This is a genomic window from Lacticaseibacillus manihotivorans DSM 13343 = JCM 12514, from assembly GCF_001435035.1.
Classification (GTDB): domain Bacteria; phylum Bacillota; class Bacilli; order Lactobacillales; family Lactobacillaceae; genus Lacticaseibacillus; species Lacticaseibacillus manihotivorans.
Genome location: NZ_AZEU01000210.1, coordinates 1 through 19324, shown reverse-complemented (window position 1 = coordinate 19324; position 19324 = coordinate 1). Strand labels below are relative to the sequence as shown.

The window sequence follows — 19324 nt, the reverse complement described above, 5'->3', positions numbered from 1 at the left end:
TCGTGTAATCGCAGATACACGTTGGCATCACACGTTTCGTAGCCATCAGGTGTCAGCGGTCAGGCGTAGTGGAAGTGATTTGAAATTGGGACGGAAGCTGGTCACCGGTACGTGGTGAGAGTGATGTTGGTGGTTTACCACCTACATCACTCCGCAGTCGGAGATCCGGCGAGTGGGGAGCGTAGCGACACATCTCGGCTAGCTCCGGCGAGGACCCTCTCCACGTACCGGTGGCCAGCTGGAGTCCCAATTTAAAATCACTGAAACGTTGCCAGACCACTGGCACCTGATGGCGGCATGAAACACGAACGATGCCGGAAAGCGTAAGTTGATTTAAACCGGGTTTAAAGATGATTTAGTATGAATACAAAAAATTCCTCGCCGTAGCGGGGAATTTGACGTGAACTCAGATTTATTTGACCACCGAAACTTGTGCGTATAAGATCCCAGCACTTGGAATTTGGCTAGATGGCATCGCAACGTCTAATTGACGGCTGTTGCTTTGCGCAAAGGAACCAGTATCGTTCACGGTCCGATACCAAACAGTGCCATTGGACAAGGTGATCTTTAACTTCGTGCCTTTAGGAAAGACCGATAAGTTAGCCGCCACGCCGCTGTAGCCAAGGCTTGAGCCCAACACAGCTGGGTCATAGAAGGATAACTTGAAAGTCCCGTAGCTGGTTGAAGAACTTGCAGTTGTGGTACTTGCTTGACTAGTGGTTGTCGTGGAAGCAGTTGAAGTTGTAGCGGCAGGCGTCGTGGTTTGAGTTTGCGTTGACGTGGAAGCCGCTGGGGTAGTCGTGGTGGACTTGGCCGGGGTCGTGGTCGTCGTCGACTTAGCAGGCGTTTGCGTTTGAGTAGCAGTCGTGGTGCTTGCTTGCGTAGTTGAAGCAGCAGGGGAAGTCGTGCTTGCAGCAGTAGTCGTTGCAGGCGTGCTAGTCGTTTGCGCACTAGTTGTCGTAGTTGCAGGTGTAGTCGTCCCAGTCAACTTCAAGACTTGACCGACGTGAATGAAGTTTGCGTCAGTGATGTTGTTGTAAGTCACTAAGTTCGCAACCGTTACCTTAGTATCTTCAGCAATGGCGCCTAAGGTATCACCGGATTTAACGGTATAAGTCGTGGCCGCTTCAGTCAACTTCAATTGTTGGCCGACATGGATCATATGTGCGTTTTTAATGCTGTTAGCGGAAACTAACTTCGCGACTGTGGTGTCATTGGCATTGGCAATGGCAGAAAGGGTATCACCGGATTTAACGGTGTATGCAGACTGAGTGGTAGCCGCGTCTACCGGGTTGCTCGAGACAAAGGCCGCACCAGCGGTCAAGGCAAGGGTCGTCGAGAATAACCATACGAGATGTGCTTTTTTGATAATGAGTCACTCCTATTTTGAATGTCTGGATTTGCTTAACAACTGGGACTAGTATACCGAGCACAGATAACAAACCAACGCCAAACAGGTAACAAAAAGTGCGTATTTTGACATATTGTCATCATTCTGTTGCATTCCGGCGTTATTGCAAAGTGTTACGGACATTGCAAAATAAAGGATAAGCCGATTGACGCTGTTATAGAATTCGTAATAAATTCAGATGATATCTCATCAGTCAAAAATTTGAATCACAAGAATGTGCGTCTATATAATAGAAGGAACTCGTCAGCGAAGTAATTAGACATCAAAAAAGCCTCCACACTGGGAGGCTAACTGGGTTAATGTAAAACTTCAACGGTTGCGTATAAGATCCCAGCACTTGGAATTTGGCTGGAAGGCATTGCAACGTCTAATTGATGTGGGTTGGAATAAGCGAAGGTCCCAGTATCATTAACCGTCCGATACCAAACCGTGCCGTTAGACAACGTGATCTTCAAATGCGTGCCTTTAGGGAAGACGGACAAGTTAGCGGCAACACCGCTGTAGCCCATGTTGGAACCTAAAGCCGCAGGATCATAGAAAGACAACTTGAAAGTACCATAGTTCGTGGTTGAGCCAGTAGTTGTCGCGGTACTCGTGCTGGTTGAAGTGGTGGTAGCTGCTTGAGTCGTTTTTTGAGTGGTGGTGTTCGTTGCAGCTGCCGAGTTAGTTTGGGTCGTCGTGGTTGCAGTCGTTGCCGGAGCAGGCGTTGCGGCGGCAGTCAACTTCAAGGTTTGACCGACCAAAATCAAATCAGCGTTAGACAAGTTGTTGGCAGCTGCCAATTGCGCAGTGGTCATGTTGTTGTCCGCAGCGATTTGAGATAAGGTGTCGCCAGACTTCACCGTGTAAGTGGTGTTGTCAGCAACAGGAGCGGCCGCTTTGAGCTTCAGTTTTTGACCCACGATGATCAAATTCTTGTTGGCAATTTTGTTGGTCGTTGCCAAGTCGCTGACCGTGGTGTTTTTGTCCAAAGCAATTTTAGACAAGGTGTCACCGGTTTTAACGGTGTAGTCTGTATCAGTGTCGGTATTGGTATCGGCTTTAACTTCGTGTCCTTGTGCCAAAATCGTGCCAGGAAGCAGCGCCAGCGCAGGGGTGAAGAGCCATGCTAATTGTGATTTTTTGATGATGCTCACTCCTCAAGTAATTTACGGGTCTAATTGTTTTCCTAAGTTGAGTATAGCGATTTCACTTGACAAGAGTAGAGGCAAAACTGTAACGAAATATTTAATTTTGGTTATAATGTTACGCCATGGTTACAAAGTCGGCTTTTGGCGTAGTTTTGCCACTAAATCTTCGTCTGGCGTGACCACCACCGTGCGCTGACCTTCATAAACCACAAAACCGGGACGGGCACCATTGGGTTTGCGGATCTTTTTGACTTCGATCCAATCGACTTTTACATTGGCACTGGCGCGCGACTTTGAGAAGTATGCCGCCAAGTTCGCGGCTTCCAGCAAGGTTTTGTCGCTAGGACGAGGTGAGCTGATGATCACATGCGAGCCTGGCACATCTTTAGCATGGAGCCAAATGTCAGACTTGTTGGCGGTACGCAAAGTCAGTTGATCGTTTTGTAAATTGTTTTTACCCACTGAAATCACGGTGCCATCTGATGCGTAAAAGGTTTCAGGCTTCGCAACTTTATGCTTCGGCGCCTTTTTGCCTTTGTGTTGCACTTTCAAAAAGCCGCCTTGTTGCAGCTCACTGCGGATATCATCAAGATCTTTAGGGGCAGCGAGTTCGATTTGCGTCATCACCCCAGTTAAATAATCGAGTTCGGCTTGATTGTCAGCCATTTGTTCATTGACAAATGCCACCGCATTCTTGAGCTTTTGATACTTGGTGAAGTAACGCTGCGTGTTTTTGGATGGGGAAAGCTCGTTGGACAAACTGATCTTCAAAGGTTTGTTGTCGTCATAGAAGTTCGGTAAGGTGATGGTCGTCATCCCGCGTTCGACTTGATTGAGATAAGTCGACAACAGTTCGCCGCGGATCCGGTAATCATCCGCTTTTTCGGTGGACTTTAAGGTCGCGGCTAACTTCTTTTGTTTCTTTTCATCTTTTTCGATCAAGTTCTTCAACGGGTGGATCAAGTTACTGCCGAGTTGACGCACACGATCATGTTCCGCTTTCTTGGCGTAAAAAGCATCAAGCATTTCAGAGCAAGTCGGGTACGTTTCAACGTCACCTTTGAGGCTTTGATAAGGCGTTGCTGAGAAATACACTTTGTCGCCAGTCGTGATTGCAGGTGTTGCGGCGTTGATAGCAGCGATAAACTGATCCCACGCGCGATCAGCATCCCCAGTCGTTAACCGCGCGGCTAATTCAATTGCGGAGTCAGAGGCTAGGCCTTGATAATGCCGTTGCAACAACTTCGCCAATGGCACATCGGTGGTTTTCATCAATTCTTGATAACCGCGGGTATCGTCAGTAAAAGGATCGACTTTATCTTGTTTTGGTGGTTCGACATAATCAGCGCCAGGCAACAACAGGCGATAGCGGTTTTGATCAGGTGACACGTGATGGATCAAGTCGATGATCTTGTTGGTCACCAAATTCACCAGCGTAATATTGGAATGGCGGCCCATAAACTCGACGACCAAGCGCAAGGACAAATCATCCCCGAGTTCATCGCGGGTTTTAAAATCTAAGTGCAGCACGCGGTCATTGTCGACTTGGGCCAAGCGCATCAATTGGGCAGAGGCTAAGTACTTGCGCAAGGTCATCGTAAAGGTGTTGGCGGTTTTGGGATTGGCAAACGGAATCTGCGTGATTTGGACACGGGCGTATTCGGGATGAGCGGACAATAAAAGTGGCCAGTTTTTGCGCTGAGCCCGAATGGTTAAAACCACTTCATAAGGATAAGGTTGTTGAATTTTGTTCACGCGACCGCCAACTAACAAGTCGGCCAGTTCGTGAGCCATGGCGTGGGTGAAAATACCATCAAATGACATAGGCGCCTCCTGTAAAAAAATGTCTATTTCTATTATACCATTTATGACAAGTGCTTCCGTTTATTCAAAAATCTATGAAAATATGGTACGATAATGCAGTGAATTCTAGAAAAGTGGGTGAACCGCATGAAGATCGCCGTCGTCACCGATAGCACTGCGTATCTTTCTGAAGATCAGATCCAAGCCAACCACATCAAAGTCGTGCCCATTCCCGTCATTTTAGATGGCACGGTTTACGATGAAGGCAAGGATATTCAAACTGCAGATTACTATGAGTTACTCCGCACTGCCAAAACGTTCCCCAACACTTCCCAGCCCCCATTAGGCGAAGTGCTGAAGGTTTATGAAGATTTAGCCAATGAAGGCTATGACACCATTTTAAGTATCCACTTGGCCAGCACGATTTCTGGGTTTGTCAACACCTTAAAAGCCGCTGCGGCTGATTTTGAACCTGCCCATGTCGTGGTGTATGACTCTCAAATCACCGTCATTTTAATGGGGCAATTGGTCCTCACGGCTGCACGCATGGCCGCTGAAGGTAAAACCGTCGATGAAATCGTCACCCATATGGATGAATTGCGCGCGACGACTGGCGAATATTTCTTAGTCAACGATTTACAAAACTTAGTGCGTGGTGGCCGCTTGTCCAACGCGGCTGGATTTATCGGTGGGATGCTGAAAATCAAGCCGTTATTGACCTTTGATGACAACTCTCATAAAATTGTCGCGTTTGAAAAGATCCGTTCTCTAAAAAAGGCCTACGCCCGCATTGAAACGCTGTTCACCGAAGAACTTGAACGCGTGGATTATCCGATCCTCGCTTGGGTGATCGATGCCAATGATCCCAAAGAAGGCGACCGTTGGCAAAAAGAACTGCAAGCAAAGTTCCCGCAAGTGCGCATTGAACGTTCATACTTTGGCCCGGTGATCGGGACGCACTTAGGTGAACGGGCCATCGCACTCGGCTGGATCAAAGACGAAAGCAAATAATATTCTGACAGCTGCCAACATCGGCGGCTGTTTTTTGGAGGTAGCTATGTTTATTCAATCAGATACGGCTAAAGGCAAAATTCTATCTAGCACAACCAGCTATACCGGCCATATTTTTAAAGTCACCAGCAATCAGGTCCAAACGCCAGATGGTTTAACGGTGCAGCGCGACTTGATCGAACATGCACCAGCCGTCGCCTTGCTTGCCATCACTGATGACGACCAAGTGCTGGTCAACCGCGAATATCGCATTGGCATCAACGCCGAAGCCTACGCGTTGCCTGCCGGTTTGATCAATGCTGGCGAAACCCCACTGCAAGCGGCCAAACGTGAATTGGAAGAAGAAACGGGCTACTTAGCCCAAAGTCTGACGCCATTATGTGCGGTGCGCTCCAGTGAAGGTATGACCGATGAAGTGGTGCATTTATTCTTAGCCTCGGTTGACCGCGATAAGCATGTAGCCAAACACTTCGATCAAGACGAATTTGTCACCAGCAAGTTCGTGCCGTTAAATGAAGTCCTTGAAGCAGTCAAAAATGGCCGCATCGCCAGCGCGCAAAGTGTCAGTGCCATCAGTTATTACATGGCGTTTGTCCGTTAACATCACTTGAGTCTGCACGAGCAGGCTCTTTTTTGTGCATTTTTTTTAAATTGGGTGCTTGACATCTTTCAAAAATGAGCTAATATGATAGACATATTAAATAGACATTAATCAAATGAAGTTGTGATTAGAAACCGCGTGTTGTTCAGGGTGTTAAGAGAGTCCCACTAGCTGAGAAGGGATCGCTACCCAACACGTCCACATCTATGAACTTGCTTTCTGAATCAAGTAGGAGAGCACGCAGGAATTGCGTTATCATAGCTACCCTCAACAATCGCCGTTTGGCCGCTGTTGATCGGCAGTGTGAGGTCGTCATTGCGAAGTGGCGACGAACAGAGGTGGAACCGCGGTGAATGAATCGTCCTCGATGAGTCTAATGACTTGTCGTGGGCGATTTTTTGTATCCTCATGACCAAAAGGAGTGAATCACATGTCCAAACGCAACTTACCCATCGGCACGCGCGATGAATTTGGTCCGTTAGCATTAAAAAAAGTCCAACTGACCAACACCTTACAACAGCGTTTTATTAAAGCCGGCTTTGACCCGATCAAAACCCCAGTGTTGGAATACCGCGCCGTGTTTGATGCGATGGCTCCAACCTTAGAAAGCGCTTATCAATTTTTAGAAGAATCTGGCGAACCGTTAGTCTTACGCCCGGACTTGACCTTACCCGTTGCGCGGGTGATGAGTACCACCGGGATCACGCCACCAACCAAATGGTGTTATGTCGGCGACGTTTTTCGCATCAAAAAGCGGCATTCCGGCGGCTACAACCAAATCACCCAAGCTGGGGTGGAAATCATCGGCTATCCTGGATCTAAAGCTGAAGCCGAATGTTTACTACTAGCCGCCGGGTTATGCGATGACTTAGGCATCAACAACGTCACTTTGGAATTATCTGATGCCAGCTTTGTCGACACGGTGCTGGAACAACTGCCGGAAGTGGCACGTGACAGTTTGAAGCAAGCTTTGTTTGCCAAGAACTTGACCAAATATGCTGAACAACTCAAGCGTCTGCCGCAGTCGCCATTGAATGATTTCTTAGCCCAATGGCCGTGGTTGTTCGGGGATGCCGATGAAGTGCTTGCCAAGATCCCTCCCGTGCCAGCCTTGCAACAAGCAGTGGCCAACTTGAAACAAACGGTTGACTTTCTTAAAGCTAACGCGCCGCAGTTGCAATTGACTGTCGACTTGTCCAGCCCAACGCCACAACCTTACTACACCGGCTTAGTGTTTCGGGCTTACGCCAAACAATCAGCCGATTATTTATTCTCAGGCGGGCGCTATGATCGCTTGTTATCTAGTTTCCAACAAACCTTACAACCAGCCGTCGGGTTCTCATTTGACGTTGATGCATTGAGCTTGGCGTTACCAGACACAAAGCAACCTCAACCGACTTTGATCTACTTCAACGATTCGCAATGGCAACAAGCCCAAGCCTTGGTGCAACAAACCCCAAACGCAACGCTTTGCTTGGATGACAACTTACGCCAGGCGCAAAGCCAAGCTGACAGTCTCGGCGCTAAGTTGATCGATTTAACTCAGGAGGTGACACAATGACCATCAACATTGCCTTAACCAAAGGCCGCACTGAAAAAATGGTGCTCCCACTGCTCAAACGGGCAGGAATGAACATTGAGCCCATTTTAAACAAAGGCCGGCGGTTGATTTTTAACGATGACCCGAACTACCACGTGATTTTAGCCAAAGGACCAGATGTGTTGACTTACCTCAACGGCGGGGCAATGGATGTCGGGATCGTGGGTTCTGACATTCTGGTTGAACAACGCAATCCGCAATATGACATGCTGGATCTCAACACTGGGCGCTGTCATTTCGTGCTAGCATCCACCAAAGATTTCGATCCTGGGTTAGCGCGGCGCAAGATCATTGCCACCAAGTACCCGCAAATCACCCAAGACTATTTCAATACGATCGGCGAGGATGTTGAAATCATTAAAATCGAAGGCTCCGTCGAGCTGGCACCATTAGTTGGCTTAGCTGATGCGATCGTTGATATCGTCGAAACTGGCGATACCTTGCGGGAAAATCATTTGCAAGTGTACGCCGAGCTCATGCCAGTATCCACCCACTTAGTCGTCAACAAACTTGCCTTGAAACAAAAACAAGGTGAAATCAAACAATTGCTGTTACAACTACAACAAGCCATGCAGGAGGCTGCCTTATGAAAATTTTGACCGGATCATTTGAAGCGTTGACAAACCAAGTTACCAAGCGCGAACAACAAGCCGCCAGTCGTCCAGAAGTCGAAGCCGCGGTCCAAGACATTATTAAAAACGTGCGCGAAAAAGGCGACGTGGCCTTAAAGGAATATTCCGCTAAGTTCGATAAAACCCAAGTGGACGAATTCCGCGTTTCTGATGCAACCATTGAAGCCGGCTACAACGCCTGTTCTGAAGAGTTGCTTACCGCCTTGCGCTTAGCGAAGAAGAACATCACCAGCTACCATGAACAAGAAGTGTCCCGTGGCTTTATCGATGCCAAACAACCAGGTGTGATCCGTGGGCAAAAGCTGACCCCATTAGCCGCAGCCGGCTTATATGTGCCAGGTGGTACTGCCGCATATCCATCCACAATCATGATGGCCGCCATCCCCGCCAAAATCGCCGGCGTGAAAAATATCGTGATGGTGACCCCACCACAACCAGAAGGGATCAACCCAGCCGTCTTGGCCGCAGCTAAGTTAGCAGGTGTGGATGCAGTTTATCAAATCGGTGGCGCCCAAGCCATCGCTGCGTTAGCCTTTGGGACCGAAAGTATCCCCCGCGTCGACAAGATCATGGGCCCAGGCAACATTTTTGTGGCAACGGCTAAGAAGCAAGTCTTCGGCCAAGTCGCCATCGACATGATCGCCGGCCCATCTGAAATTGGCGTCATCGCCGACGAAAAGGCTAACGCTCGCCAACTGGCCGCTGACTTATTATCACAAGCGGAACACGATAAGTTCGCCCGGCCAATGCTGGTCACCCCAAGTCTCGACGTGGCCAAAGCCGTCAGCGCTGAAATCGAACGGCAACTCAAGACGTTGCCACGCGAAGAAATTGCGCGCGCTTCGGTCAACAATGAAGGCTTTATCGCCATCACCAAAGATTTGGATCAAGCCTTTGATTTAATGAACTTGATCGCCCCAGAACACTTGGAAGTCCAAGTCGACGAGCCGATCACTTACCTCAACCGGATTCAAAATGCCGGCTCCGTCTTCTTAGGCCGCACCGCTTCAGAACCTTTGGGCGATTACGTTGCCGGTCCCAACCACATTTTGCCAACGGCTGGGACGGCGCGCTTCTTCTCACCACTCGGCGTGGAAGATTTCGTCAAGCGGATTCAATTCGTGCAATACACCCAACCTGCTTTAGAAAAAGTTGCCAGCGCCATTACGACTTTGGCTCGCACTGAAGGTCTCGAAGCGCACGCTCGCGCCATCGAAAGCCGCTTTGAAGCCGACGCCAAATAGGAGGCCCCACATGCGTACAGCAGAAATTACACGCAACACCAAAGAAACGAAAATTTATGTCAGCTTGAATCTCGATGATTATTCAACCATCGATATCGATACTGGCATCGGCTTTTTCGATCATATGTTGAATGCCTTCGCTAAACATGGTCGCTTCGGCCTAGTGGTGAAAGCAGATGGTGACTTAGACGTCGATCCGCACCACACCACAGAAGATGTCGGCATTGTTATCGGCGAATGTTTCAAACAAGCTTTAGGCGATAAGGCTGGAATCGAACGCTTCGGGACCGCTTTTGTCCCATTAGATGAAACCTTGAGCCGGGTAGTGGTCGACTTATCCGGTCGCGCTTATCTCGTGTTTGAAGCTGAATTCGATAACCCCAAGCTTGGCGGCTATGATACCGAAGTCACCCAAGACTTTTTCCAAGCAATCGCCTTTGCTGGGGAATTCAATTTACACGCAACCGTTTTATATGGAAGAAACACGCACCACAAAATTGAAACCTTGTTCAAAGCGCTGGGTCGCGCCTTGCGTGCCGCGGTCAACTTGAACACAGACGTGAAAGGTATTCCATCGACGAAAGGTGTGATTTAATGCTTGCAGTGATCGATTATGACACCGGCAACGTCCGCAATGTCAAAAAAGCCTTGGACCACCTCGACATTGAAAACTGTTTAACTGCTGATCCTGAAGTGATCAAACAGGCCGATGGTTTGATTTTGCCAGGAGTCGGCGCTTTTGCCAAAGCGATGCAAGCGATCGCTTCGCGCAACTTGGTTGAGGTATTGCAAACCCAAGCCCGCGCCGGCCAGCCGATGTTAGGGATCTGTTTGGGGATGCAGTTGTTGTTTGACCGTTCCGAAGAATTCGGCGAAACGCAAGGCTTAGGGTTGTTACCAGGCGCAGTGGTCGCGATTCCAGAAAAGCCAGGCTTAAAAGTTCCACACATGGGCTGGGATACCAATAATGGTCGGGCGATTAATCGCTTTGGTCGCGTGTTCGACGGTGAAGCGACGTATTTCGTCCATTCTTATTACGTGCAAACTGCCGCTAAGAATATTGTGGCGACTTGTGACTACGGTGTGCAAATTCCAAGCGTCGTCCAACAAAATAACGTGGTGGGGATGCAGTTCCACCCAGAAAAAAGTGGTGTTGTGGGCTTAGCAGGCCTCAAAGCCTTTAAGGAGATGGTGGCAGATGCAGATTTTTCCCGCAATTGATTTGATCAACGGGCAATCCGTGCGCTTGTACCAAGGCGATTACGATCAAAAAACGACAATCTCCGCCGACCCCGTCACCCAAGCGCAAAGCTTTGAACAAGCTGGCTTGACCCATTTACACTTAGTGGACTTAGACGGTGCCAAAGCTGGTGAGCCCAAGAACCTCGCGACGATTGAAAAAATTCGCGCCGCGACGGATTTATTTATCGAAGTCGGCGGCGGTATTCGCACATTACAAACGATTGAAGCTTATTTAGCCAAAGGTATCGATCGCGTGATTTTAGGGTCAGTCGCATTAAAAGACCCGGAACTCACCAAAGCCGCCTTGCAACAATTCGGTCCAGACAAAATCGTCATCGGCATTGACGCCTTGCATGATCGCGTTGCCACTGAAGGTTGGCTGGAAGATTCCGACGTATCGTGTGCGCAACTGGTTGACGCGATGCAACAAGCCGGGGCCCAAACCTTTATCGTCACCGACATTGCCAAAGACGGGACGTTAAGCGGGCCAAATGTGCAAATGTTGGCAGACTTGCATCAACAATTTCCAGCTTTGACTTTTGTCGCTTCTGGGGGGATGCATGAGCCTTCAGACCTCACGCACCTTAAAGCCGCTGGCATCACCGTTGCGATTGTGGGCAAAGCCTTAGCGGCTGGGAGCATTACGTTAGCTGACCTGAAAGCATTGGAGGGATAACATGATCACCAAACGGATTATTCCATGTTTAGACGTCGACCAAGGCCGCGTCAAAAAAGGGGTCAACTTTGTCGATTTAACCGATGTTGGCGATCCTGCAGAAATTGCAGCGGCTTATGAGCAACAAGGCGCTGATGAATTGGTATTTTTAGACATCACTGCCACTGTCGATCACCGCAAAACCATGGTCGACACGATCGAATCCGTCGCAAGCCTTGTCTTTATGCCATTAACGGTCGGCGGTGGCATCCATTCCGTCGACGACATGCAGGCCTTATTGAAAGCCGGCGCTGATAAAGTCTCCTTGAACTCAGCGGCGGTCCGGCAACCAGAACTGATCACCCAAGGCGCTGAAAAGTTTGGCCGGCAATGTATCGTCGTCGCCATCGATGTCCGCAAACAAGGAGACAAATTCCAAGTGGTGATCGACGGCGGGCGTACGCCAGTTGACCTTGATGCGGTTGACTGGGCGAAACAAGTCGTCGCACTTGGCGCTGGGGAACTGTTGGTCACTTCAATGGATCAAGATGGCACCAAAGCCGGTTTTGACCTGAAGTTGTATCAAGCGTTAACTGATGCTGTGAATGTCCCGATCATCGCTTCTGGTGGTGCCGGCTCGATTCAAGATTTCACGGATCTCTTCACGCAAACCTCAGTGGACGCAGGCTTGGCCGCCTCTGTGTTTCATTTTGGCGAGTTGACGATTCCTGAAGTCAAAGCCGAACTCAAAGAAAACGGGGTGTTAGTGCGTTGATCGATTTAGATTTTGATAAAGGTGATGGCTTAGTCACTGCCGTCGTCCAAGATGCCAACACCAAACAAGTTTTGATGGTGGCTTACTTGAATGAAGCAGCTTGGCAAAAAACCAATGCCACTGGCCAAACCTGGTTTTGGTCCCGCTCGCGCCAAGAACTGTGGCACAAAGGCGAAACGTCAGGCAATACCCAAGTGGTGCAAAGCATTGCCGTGGATTGCGATGAAGATTGTATTTTGATCAACGTGATCCCAGCCGGGCCTGCTTGTCACACTGGACACACGAGTTGTTTTTATCGCGATGAGAAAGGAGTAGAACTCAATGGCTAAACAATCCTTACACGAACTAGAAGCCGTGATCGCGGATCGCAAAGCCAATCCGATCCAAGGCTCTTACACCGATTACTTGTTTACCAAAGGGCTCGACAAGATCTTGAAGAAAACCGGTGAAGAAGCGACGGAAGTCATCGTTGCTGCCAAAAATGATTCGGATCCTGATTTAATTTTAGAAATTGCGGACCTTGCGTATAACGTTTTAGTCTTGATGGCTGAACGCGGCGTATCTGTCGACCAGATCCAAGCAGAACTGGCCAGTCGCATCGGCCCCAGTGATGCGAAGAAATTAAAAGAACGCCCGGCCATTAAAAAACTCTAGGAGGTTAGCCATGCTGAAGAAAACCATTGCCCAACTCGATCCTTATATCCCAGAAACCCCATTGGCTGACCTGGAAAAAGAAACTGGTGTCGCCAAAATCACCCGCTTATCCGCTAACGAAAATCCGTTCGGTACCTCGCCTGCGGTTAAACAAGCGATTCAAAACTTTGACTTCACTACCACGCGGCTTTACCCAGATGGGGATGCCAATGCCTTGCGCCAAGCCGTGGCCGTTAAACTGAGCGTTGATCCCGAACAATTGCTGTTTGGTTGCGGCTTAGACGAAGTGATCGAACTGACGGCCCGGACCTTTTTGGAAGTTGGCGATGAAGTGGTGGAACCATGGCCGACTTTTGGCGAGTACAAATTACACTGCCAAATCGAAGGGGCCAATATTGTTGATGTGCCTGTGCTTGACGATGGCACCTTTGATCTGCAAGGCTTAATCGCTGCCATCACGCCAAAAACTAAGCTGATGTGGTTATGCAACCCTAATAATCCCACTGGCACTTATATGCCACTGGCGGACTTACGCAATTTATTGAAGCAAGTGCCTAAGCATGTCTTGGTGATGATCGATGAAGCGTATATGGAATTTGTCACCCAAGAAAATGGCTCTGCGATTCAACTCTTGAATGAATTCGACAACATCGTCGTGATGCGCACCTTTTCTAAAATCTACGGCTTAGCAGCCATGCGGGTGGGTTATGCGATCATCCCCAAGGCCTTGATTTCCGCCATGCAAGCCGTCCGTTTGCCTTACAACTTAAACAGCGTGTCTCAAGTCGCCGCGCTCGCCGCGTTGAAAGATACGACTTTTGTGGCTGGCATGCGCCAAAAGGTGGCCACTGCACGCGATCAGTTTGAACGCTTTTTTGATCAAGCAGGGATCACCTACGATCAAAGCCAAGCCAACTTCATTTTCTTTAAAGCCCCGCAAGTCAATGACTTGCATCAGTACTTGTTGCAACACGGCTACTTGCTGCGTAACGGCTTAAAACCAGGCTGGTTGCGGCTGACCTTTGGGAGCAGTGACGAAAACGCCGCGATCCAAGCGTTGATGAACCGCTTTTATGCGACGAAATAATGTGCTATGATGGCGATTGACTGATGTAAAGGAGCAGCACAATATGCTAGACGTACAATTAATCGCCACTGACATGGACCACACCTTACTCACCGAAGCCGGCGAGTTGCCACCACATTTTGACCAAAAGCTCGACGCCTTAGAAAAAGCCGGCATTCAATTTGCCATCGCATCTGGACGTCCGCTGTACACGCTCAAAGAGATCTTCCCCAAACATGCGGATTCATTGGTGCTGATTTCGGATAACGGCGGGGTGATCGCTGACCGCGGGCAAATCGTCGCTAAAAATCTGTTGCCTCAAGACGCCATTGACGCCATGGTCCAAACAGCTTTAAGTCACGAAGACGTGCGGCCGATGATCTGTGCCATCGATGGGGCTGTGGCGCCGAGTTCAGATCGTCAATACGATGCGGTGTATCGCGAATTCTACCACAACTTGGATTACTTAGATGACTTAAGTCAGTGGCAAGGCGAAGCGGACAAAGTGACGCTGTATTTGCCTAACGGGGATGCAGAACGCGTGTTTGCAGAAGTGATTCAACCCCAATTTGGCGATCAATTCTCCGCTGCCGTTTCTGGCCCGGTGTGGATCGACATTATGCCCAACAATGTCAACAAAGGCACGGCCATGGCCCAAATCGGCAAACTGCGCAATATCACGCCAGATCAAATGATGGCGTTTGGTGATACCTTCAACGACGCACAAATGCTCAGCTATGTGAAGTATGGCTATTTAATGGCCAATGCTAATCCCGGCATGGCGCCATATGCTGATTTGCACACCGGCTCCAATGATGAATACGGTGTGGTGCAAGTGCTCGACCAAGTTTTAGCCGCTAAAGCGCAAACTCGCGATTAACGTCGCGAGTTTTTTTGTTCACATTTTAGCCATAAAATCGTCATCGGCGCCTAAAAGTCTGCACCATTTTCCTTGTTATTCTATCAATGTTATCAAACATAGAAAGCAGGGAACTCATGTCTATTTCTGAACTTATTCCATATGCCCCAGCCGTGATTGGCGTGCTCGCATTGATCCTTTACGCCTTCATGCGCCGAGAAGCCGCCAAAGCCTTACCAACACCAGAAGGCACACCCAAAGCAACTTTGGATCTGCGCCTCAAATCCTACTTGCGCTTAGCCGAAATTGAGCCAAAATTAGCTGTGGCCACGCACCGTTATTGGACCGTCGCGGGCTTAGCATTATTAGCCTATGTCGCCACATTTGGGGCTTGGTTGCCAGAAGTCACCAACTGGAGCGGCTTGTTTGCCACTTGGTGGTGGCTGTTGATTGCCTTATGCTTACATATCGCGAGCATTTGGCTCCATCATCAAGCATTGAGCCTGGAAGCCCATGCGGTGGGGCAATTGGCTGATGACCATCAAGACGAACTAAACGCGTTGCATTTGTTCGGTGATGGCCGCTGGTACGCGCAACTGCAAAGCACGCAAAAGTATTTGATCGCCGCCTTGGTTTTATTCATGGCTGCGGTGATCTGCTGCATGATTTTTTGGTAAAACTGAGGGTCCGCTTAGGCGGGCTTTTTTAATATGCCCATTTGGAATGAACCCGCACGCTCTGTACGACGGCCGCGGGATCGAATTTTTTCAGAAATTGAAAATCCAAAAGATGAAATGGCCTTCGTTTGCGTAATTTATAAATGAGCCGAAAAAATCTCAGGAGGGAATCCGCATGCAGATCTTATTTACCAACTCACATCACATTAATGCCAGCTTTCACACCGTCAAATCCTGGTTAAGCGACCCGGCACGCTTCAACCAACTGTCGCCGATCGCGCATCAATTTCACTGGCAAGTCTTCACCGGCACCAAGTTAGTGGGCTATCGCAGCCAAAGTCATGATATCCAATTAATTTTTAGCTTGAATGCCACTTTATTTGGTACCCAAGTTGAACAAGTTTTGTTAGTCACCGAAACCCCAGTGTTGCCACCGCTTGTCCTTAACCCGCTAGTCCACGCGGCTTTTGCATCCAATCTCAACCAACTCGATCAATTGTTAGCAACTGAATAGCACATGAAACGGTACCGGCTCAGTACCGTTTTTTAGACCAATAAATTGAAAATATTCGTTAAAATGATGATTGTATCAGGCCTTGCGAAAGGGTATGCTTAAAGAATCGCAGTCCATTCAGGGGGGCGTCTCGACAATAATGCAAATGAATCTACTTGGCGTCCACATCAACATGGTGATGATGCTTGAAAAGCTCGCACTGCCGGTGTGGTTTGCCCAAGTTTAGCAGCAAGCTCGATTCGTCGCATTGCCATTAACTTGACCACGGCGGAATTTTCCGATGAGCGCGTCGCTGAAGCCTTGACCGCCTTTAAAAATGAACAAGGTGGCCCAGATGAATTGACCATTGAAGCGACGGATGTGCCTGATACGTTGACGATGCGCCAAATCACCGCGATTTATCGCGCCGGTGGTGTCCGGGTAGATATCGATGATGTCGGCTCAGATAATTCTTTTGAAGTGGTGCGCGACTTATTGCCTTATGTCGACGGCGTGAAATTCGCGATGTAAAATCTGCGCAAAGAAAATCCCCCAAAAAAATGCGTGAACGCATCGACTTTTGGTACCAAGTGAGCCTCGATTGTCATTTGGCCTTTATTCTTGAAGGCGTCGAAAACGCTGAAGAAGTCGCTTACGCCCAAGACCTAGGCATTCAATTATTCCAAGGCTATTATTTCTCCAAGCCTGCTTTGCCAGCACTTTAACCGCGAAGCGTCCACAACTTGTGGGCGCTTTTTATATAGGGGCGCGGTATACTAGGATTAAGTTTCTGAAAGGGTGATGACCTGTGCAGTTTCGCCGCTTTGAACCAGCAGATGCACCTTCAGTATCCGCGTTGGTTGCGCATACCATGATGACCACCAACATCAAAGACTACTCAGCAAAATATCTGCAAGCCGACATCGATCGCATGACCCCGCAGTGGTTCATCGAAAAAGCCGCGCAAACGCATTTCTACGTCAGGGTTGACAATGACGTTATTAAAGCGTGTGGCGCGATCGGCTCGTATTGGGGCAAACGTGATGAGGTCAGTTTGTTTGCCGTCTTTGTCGCCCCAGAAGTTCAAGGACAAGGCTTTGGACGGCAACTGATGGGTACCTTGCTGAATGACCCGTTGGCAGAATACGCACGCCGCATTGAGATCCCAGCGTCGATCACTGCCGTTGGCTTTTATCAGAAGTTTGGCTTCGTCGGCAAAAACGGACTCGATTCTGATGAGGCGCAACTGGTGCGCTTAGAGCGTTGGTGTCCATTTTGCACCTTGTCAACTGATCGCATCATCGACCAAAACGAGTTGGCATTGGCGTTTTTCGACCGCAGTCCAGTCGCACCCGGACATTTGCTAGTGATCCCTAAGCGCCATTGTCATGATTTCTTTGCGCTAACGCCTGAAGAACTGACAGCGATTCAGGATTTACTTCAGCGCGGCAAAGCCTGGCTAGAGCAAACTAGCCACCCAGATGGCTATAATGTCGGCTTTAACGTGAACGCTGCCAGCGGACAAAGCGTCTGGCATGCGCATTGCCATTTGATTCCGCGGTGGACAGGTGACGTGCCCTATGCGCGCGGTGGGATCCGGCAGATTTTAGGAGGGGATTAAATGGACCGGTTTTATCCAACGGAATGGACTTGCTTTTGTGTGGTGGAAAACCAAGGACAGCTGTTGATGCAAGCCAAAACTGATAGTGAATTTGAGCCGAGTTTGACGTTTCCTGGTGGCCATGTCGAACCAAACGAATCCGTCACCCAAGCTGCCACTCGCGAATTATTTGAAGAATGTGGATTGCACGCAGACGTTTGGCAACAACAAGGCTTCGTCAATTTTAACCGCGATGATGTCAGACGCGAGATGATTTTTATCTGCACGACAACATTGCCAGAGCCATTGCAAACAAAAGTTGCGTTAGGAAAAAATGAAGGTCAAACCCATTGGCTACCAATTGGTGAAATTAAAACAGAACAACTGAATTCAGTTGTCAAAGCGGTGTTTGAGGCTTACTCCAAGCATGAACACCAAGAGTTGTTTTTCTGACAGCGTGTTATTAATGGCTCAATTTGAAAAATATTGGCATGATTTGAATAGCCGCGGTACAACAAGACTAAGGGGAATGGTGCAATAGTTCTATGAATATCAAACAGTCAATCAGCAATGACGAATGGCGCGTAAAAATCTTCAAAGCCCTAGCAGATGAAAGTCGCCTATCAATTGTGCGCGCCTTGCATGAACATCATAATAAAATGGCTTACGCCGCATTAGTCGATCAACTCAACTGTGGCAAATCGACGGCTTCTTAATCGACGACTTCTTATCACTTGAAAATCATGCAAGAAGCTGGGTTAGTGACAACTGTAAGGAAGGGACAATCCAAAATCGTTGAACTTAACCAAATTGTCTTTGATGGGGTACTGCCTGGCTTTTTAAAGACGTTGTCCTAGTGAATTCGTCAATTCTAAACTTATCGAACTATCGAATTTAACCGATTTTTACCGCTTATTCGGGTGATTTCGTCCCAACTGGAACATTTTCAGAAAAGTTGTTATTTTATTTGGATGGCTCGCGTCATGTCGGGAGGTTTTGAAGTGAAATTACATCGCGCATTTGGTTGTTATGGCATCTTAACTTGGCATGACGATCTCATTGTCATTCGCAAACACGGCGGTCCATACACTCATCGCTTCGATTTGCCTGGTGGCAGTTTAGACGGGCCGGAAGATTTGGCTGCTTGTGTCTTGCGTGAATTTCACGAAGAAACTGGTGTCCGTGCCACGATTGAACGTCAACTGGGAACGGTCAGCTTCGACTATCCTTGGATCTACAAACATTGGGATCATAACCAACATCTTGCCGTATTTTATCAGTTGCAGGCGCCAGAAACTGCTTTGTTACAACATCCCGTGCAATTCATCGGTCAAGATTCACTTGGCGCCCAAACAATGAAATTATCCGAACTTTCTGAGAACAATGCCTCGCCGCTGGTATTATGGGCGCGAGATTATTTACAAACTGGCTTGGTCAACATGACGGCCAGACATTATCCTAATTGGGAAACTTACGAAAACCGTTAGCCTGACGAACTTTGAAGCCTGAGGCCGATATCATCACATACAACGCGCTGATCTCGAGCAAGTCTGCATTGAACGTATCTTGGCTAACGACGATTCAGCTATTTTTGAACCCGATCAATTTGACTATCCTGAATACCACCAAGTCCTTGTCTGCTTGGTGGTATTTTTGAATGAACTCAAAACTATCGATTACAGATTGCAGGCGACTAAGCTGCTACAAAATTGACACGTTAAGACATCACTGCTATGATAGCAAGACACAATCAAGACACCCGAAAAGGAGCCAAGATGAAATTTCACCAAACGTTATCAGAAGCCGAATACGTTGCTGTCGCGCGGCACGCTATTCCGGCGGCCAATATTCAAAATAATCCGGCGGAATTT

General features: G+C 48.5%; 24 protein-coding genes and 1 pseudogene. 22 read left to right on the top strand and 3 right to left on the bottom strand.

Translation table 11 applies throughout. The features are described 5' to 3' along the window. Positions 1–412 precede the first annotated feature (412 nt). The 3 genes from FD01_RS16900 to FD01_RS11345 form a co-directional block, all read right to left on the bottom strand. Positions 413–1162 carry a LysM peptidoglycan-binding domain-containing protein gene (locus tag FD01_RS16900; protein ID WP_420864848.1) on the bottom strand — a complete coding sequence of 250 codons (750 nt, stop codon included), beginning with the start codon at positions 1160–1162 and terminating at the stop codon, positions 413–415. Between the two features lie 545 nt (positions 1163–1707). After that, complete coding sequence (locus tag FD01_RS15805; protein ID WP_404820834.1) at positions 1708–2478, bottom strand: LysM peptidoglycan-binding domain-containing protein; 771 nt, start codon at positions 2476–2478, stop codon at positions 1708–1710. A gap of 189 nt (positions 2479–2667) precedes the next feature. Then, positions 2668–4365 (bottom strand): NFACT RNA binding domain-containing protein, encoded by a 1698-nt coding sequence (locus FD01_RS11345; RefSeq protein ID WP_056964388.1) that lies wholly within the window; start codon positions 4363–4365, stop codon positions 2668–2670. Between the two features lie 126 nt (positions 4366–4491). Between FD01_RS11345 and FD01_RS11340 the strand changes: the two genes are divergently transcribed. From FD01_RS11340 to FD01_RS11250, 22 genes and pseudogenes are all read left to right on the top strand, one after another. Beyond that, positions 4492–5355, top strand: coding sequence for a DegV family protein (locus tag FD01_RS11340; RefSeq protein WP_056964386.1), 864 nt, complete (start codon positions 4492–4494; stop codon positions 5353–5355). A 46-nt stretch (positions 5356–5401) separates the two neighbouring features. Further along, positions 5402–5956: an NUDIX hydrolase gene (locus FD01_RS11335; RefSeq protein ID WP_054717224.1), complete on the top strand. Its 555-nt coding sequence runs from the start codon at positions 5402–5404 to the stop codon at positions 5954–5956. Between the two features lie 430 nt (positions 5957–6386). After that, on the top strand, positions 6387–7517 hold the full coding sequence (locus FD01_RS11330) for an ATP phosphoribosyltransferase regulatory subunit (protein WP_054717221.1): 1131 nt from the start codon (positions 6387–6389) through the stop codon (positions 7515–7517). After that, entirely contained in the window at positions 7514–8146 is a 633-nt protein-coding gene (gene hisG, locus FD01_RS11325; RefSeq protein ID WP_056964384.1) for an ATP phosphoribosyltransferase, read from the top strand. Before FD01_RS11330 ends, hisG begins: the two co-directional genes overlap by 4 nt. Then, a complete protein-coding gene (gene hisD / locus FD01_RS11320) occupies positions 8143–9432 on the top strand; it encodes a histidinol dehydrogenase (RefSeq protein WP_056964382.1) in 1290 nt (429 codons plus the stop codon). Before hisG ends, hisD begins: the two co-directional genes overlap by 4 nt. A gap of 10 nt (positions 9433–9442) precedes the next feature. Beyond that, positions 9443–10027 (top strand): imidazoleglycerol-phosphate dehydratase HisB, encoded by a 585-nt coding sequence (gene hisB, locus FD01_RS11315; RefSeq protein WP_056964379.1) that lies wholly within the window; start codon positions 9443–9445, stop codon positions 10025–10027. Then, the gene (gene hisH, locus FD01_RS11310; RefSeq protein ID WP_056964378.1) at positions 10027–10653 is read left to right on the top strand and encodes an imidazole glycerol phosphate synthase subunit HisH; all 627 of its coding nucleotides are present in this window, start codon (positions 10027–10029) and stop codon (positions 10651–10653) included. Before hisB ends, hisH begins: the two co-directional genes overlap by 1 nt. Then, positions 10631–11350 carry a 1-(5-phosphoribosyl)-5-[(5-phosphoribosylamino)methylideneamino]imidazole-4-carboxamide isomerase gene (hisA, locus tag FD01_RS11305; protein WP_056964376.1) on the top strand — a complete coding sequence of 240 codons (720 nt, stop codon included), beginning with the start codon at positions 10631–10633 and terminating at the stop codon, positions 11348–11350. Before hisH ends, hisA begins: the two co-directional genes overlap by 23 nt. 1 nt (position 11351) lies before the next feature. Then, entirely contained in the window at positions 11352–12104 is a 753-nt protein-coding gene (gene hisF, locus FD01_RS11300) for an imidazole glycerol phosphate synthase subunit HisF (RefSeq protein ID WP_056964374.1), read from the top strand. Next, the gene (hisI, locus tag FD01_RS11295; protein ID WP_054717217.1) at positions 12101–12433 is read left to right on the top strand and encodes a phosphoribosyl-AMP cyclohydrolase; all 333 of its coding nucleotides are present in this window, start codon (positions 12101–12103) and stop codon (positions 12431–12433) included. The genes hisF and hisI overlap by 4 nt, the downstream gene beginning before the upstream one ends. Continuing rightward, on the top strand, positions 12426–12758 hold the full coding sequence (gene hisE, locus FD01_RS11290; protein ID WP_056964373.1) for a phosphoribosyl-ATP diphosphatase: 333 nt from the start codon (positions 12426–12428) through the stop codon (positions 12756–12758). Before hisI ends, hisE begins: the two co-directional genes overlap by 8 nt. A 10-nt stretch (positions 12759–12768) precedes the next feature. Continuing rightward, positions 12769–13845, top strand: coding sequence for a histidinol-phosphate transaminase (hisC, locus tag FD01_RS11285; RefSeq protein WP_054717213.1), 1077 nt, complete (start codon positions 12769–12771; stop codon positions 13843–13845). 43 nt (positions 13846–13888) lie between these two features. After that, positions 13889–14704, top strand: coding sequence for a Cof-type HAD-IIB family hydrolase (locus FD01_RS11280; protein ID WP_054717208.1), 816 nt, complete (start codon positions 13889–13891; stop codon positions 14702–14704). Positions 14705–14820: 116 nt separating this feature from the next. Further along, positions 14821–15360, top strand: coding sequence for a hypothetical protein (locus tag FD01_RS11275; protein WP_054717207.1), 540 nt, complete (start codon positions 14821–14823; stop codon positions 15358–15360). 175 nt (positions 15361–15535) lie between these two features. Further along, positions 15536–15874 (top strand): hypothetical protein, encoded by a 339-nt coding sequence (locus FD01_RS11270; RefSeq protein WP_054717206.1) that lies wholly within the window; start codon positions 15536–15538, stop codon positions 15872–15874. A gap of 207 nt (positions 15875–16081) precedes the next feature. Next, positions 16082–16384, top strand: a complete 303-nt coding sequence (locus FD01_RS11265; RefSeq protein ID WP_056964370.1) for an EAL domain-containing protein — start codon at positions 16082–16084, stop codon at positions 16382–16384. A gap of 29 nt (positions 16385–16413) precedes the next feature. After that, the gene (locus tag FD01_RS15800) at positions 16414–16578 is read left to right on the top strand and encodes an EAL domain-containing protein (RefSeq protein WP_082611866.1); all 165 of its coding nucleotides are present in this window, start codon (positions 16414–16416) and stop codon (positions 16576–16578) included. Between the two features lie 83 nt (positions 16579–16661). Then, positions 16662–17120, top strand: a pseudogene (locus FD01_RS16150) (GNAT family N-acetyltransferase); the annotation flags it as partial. Further along, a complete protein-coding gene (locus tag FD01_RS16145; RefSeq protein ID WP_404820835.1) occupies positions 17103–17474 on the top strand; it encodes an HIT family protein in 372 nt (123 codons plus the stop codon). The pseudogene FD01_RS16150 and the gene FD01_RS16145, both read left to right, overlap by 18 nt. Beyond that, positions 17475–17906 carry an NUDIX domain-containing protein gene (locus FD01_RS11255; RefSeq protein ID WP_056964368.1) on the top strand — a complete coding sequence of 144 codons (432 nt, stop codon included), beginning with the start codon at positions 17475–17477 and terminating at the stop codon, positions 17904–17906. 92 nt (positions 17907–17998) lie between these two features. After that, positions 17999–18169: a helix-turn-helix transcriptional regulator gene (locus FD01_RS16140; protein ID WP_156647305.1), complete on the top strand. Its 171-nt coding sequence runs from the start codon at positions 17999–18001 to the stop codon at positions 18167–18169. Between the two features lie 285 nt (positions 18170–18454). Continuing rightward, positions 18455–18940 carry an NUDIX domain-containing protein gene (locus FD01_RS11250; RefSeq protein WP_225436147.1) on the top strand — a complete coding sequence of 162 codons (486 nt, stop codon included), beginning with the start codon at positions 18455–18457 and terminating at the stop codon, positions 18938–18940. The last annotated feature ends 384 nt before the right edge of the window (positions 18941–19324 follow it).

Excerpts from the sequence above, each read along its gene's own strand:
- hisF (WP_056964374.1), top strand. The coding sequence starts at position 11,352 with ATGATCACCAAACGGATTATTCCATGTTTAGACGTCGACCAAGGCCGC.
- hisB (WP_056964379.1), top strand. The coding sequence starts at position 9,443 with ATGCGTACAGCAGAAATTACACGCAACACCAAAGAAACGAAAATTTAT.
- FD01_RS16900 (WP_420864848.1), bottom strand. The coding sequence starts at position 1,162 with ATGATCCATGTCGGCCAACAATTGAAGTTGACTGAAGCGGCCACGACT.
- hisG (WP_056964384.1), top strand. The coding sequence starts at position 7,514 with ATGACCATCAACATTGCCTTAACCAAAGGCCGCACTGAAAAAATGGTG.
- hisC (WP_054717213.1), top strand. The coding sequence starts at position 12,769 with ATGCTGAAGAAAACCATTGCCCAACTCGATCCTTATATCCCAGAAACC.
- FD01_RS11280 (WP_054717208.1), top strand. The coding sequence starts at position 13,889 with ATGCTAGACGTACAATTAATCGCCACTGACATGGACCACACCTTACTC.
- FD01_RS11255 (WP_056964368.1), top strand. The coding sequence starts at position 17,475 with ATGGACCGGTTTTATCCAACGGAATGGACTTGCTTTTGTGTGGTGGAA.
- FD01_RS15800 (WP_082611866.1), top strand. The coding sequence starts at position 16,414 with ATGCGTGAACGCATCGACTTTTGGTACCAAGTGAGCCTCGATTGTCAT.
- hisH (WP_056964378.1), top strand. The coding sequence starts at position 10,027 with ATGCTTGCAGTGATCGATTATGACACCGGCAACGTCCGCAATGTCAAA.
- FD01_RS16140 (WP_156647305.1), top strand. The coding sequence starts at position 17,999 with ATGAATATCAAACAGTCAATCAGCAATGACGAATGGCGCGTAAAAATC.
- FD01_RS11270 (WP_054717206.1), top strand. The coding sequence starts at position 15,536 with ATGCAGATCTTATTTACCAACTCACATCACATTAATGCCAGCTTTCAC.
- FD01_RS11345 (WP_056964388.1), bottom strand. The coding sequence starts at position 4,365 with ATGTCATTTGATGGTATTTTCACCCACGCCATGGCTCACGAACTGGCC.
- hisD (WP_056964382.1), top strand. The coding sequence starts at position 8,143 with ATGAAAATTTTGACCGGATCATTTGAAGCGTTGACAAACCAAGTTACC.
- FD01_RS11335 (WP_054717224.1), top strand. The coding sequence starts at position 5,402 with ATGTTTATTCAATCAGATACGGCTAAAGGCAAAATTCTATCTAGCACA.
- FD01_RS11330 (WP_054717221.1), top strand. The coding sequence starts at position 6,387 with ATGTCCAAACGCAACTTACCCATCGGCACGCGCGATGAATTTGGTCCG.
- hisA (WP_056964376.1), top strand. The coding sequence starts at position 10,631 with ATGCAGATTTTTCCCGCAATTGATTTGATCAACGGGCAATCCGTGCGC.
- FD01_RS11275 (WP_054717207.1), top strand. The coding sequence starts at position 14,821 with ATGTCTATTTCTGAACTTATTCCATATGCCCCAGCCGTGATTGGCGTG.
- hisE (WP_056964373.1), top strand. The coding sequence starts at position 12,426 with ATGGCTAAACAATCCTTACACGAACTAGAAGCCGTGATCGCGGATCGC.
- FD01_RS11340 (WP_056964386.1), top strand. The coding sequence starts at position 4,492 with ATGAAGATCGCCGTCGTCACCGATAGCACTGCGTATCTTTCTGAAGAT.